The 570-nt window shown below is 72.6% G+C and carries 1 protein-coding gene; it reads left to right on the plus strand.

Going from position 1 to position 570, the window contains the following annotated elements; genetic code table 11:
* Positions 1–570, plus strand: a 570-nt coding sequence (locus AC1D01_RS38030; RefSeq protein WP_477875170.1) for a chorismate-binding protein, incomplete at both ends; no start/stop codon positions are given.

The raw sequence follows: 570 nt of genomic DNA on the forward strand, positions 1-570 counted from the left end.
GGGCCGCATCGCGCAGACCGGCTCGGTGAAGGTGCCGTCGCTGTTCGCGATCGAGCCGTATGCGACGCTGTTCCAGATGACGTCGACGATCCATGCGCAAGTGCGGCCCGAGGTCGGTTTCGCCGAGCTGCTGCGCGCGGTGTTCCCCTGCGGCTCGATCACCGGGGCGCCCAAGCACCACACGATGGAGCTGATCGCCGGGCTGGAGAGCACGCCGCGCGGCCTGTACTGCGGGGCGATCGGCTGGGTCGACGCGCCGCAGGGCGAAGCGCGCATTGGCGATTTCTGCCTCAACGTGGCGATCCGCACGCTGACGCTGGGCGCCGAGGCCGACGGGCTGCGGCCGGCGCGGCTGGGCATCGGCGCCGGCATCGTGCTCGACAGCCGCGCCGACGACGAGTTCGAGGAGTGCCTGCTGAAGGCGCGCTTCCTGACCGGGCTGGACCCGGGCTTCCAGCTGTTCGAGACGCTGTGGGCGCAGCGCGGCGAGGCGCGCGGGCTCGATGAGCACCTGGCGCGGCTGGCGCGCAGCGCCCGCGCGCTCGGCTTCGCGTTCGATGGCGAGCCGGT

Source organism: Rhizobacter sp. P3_B12, assembly GCF_056402895.1.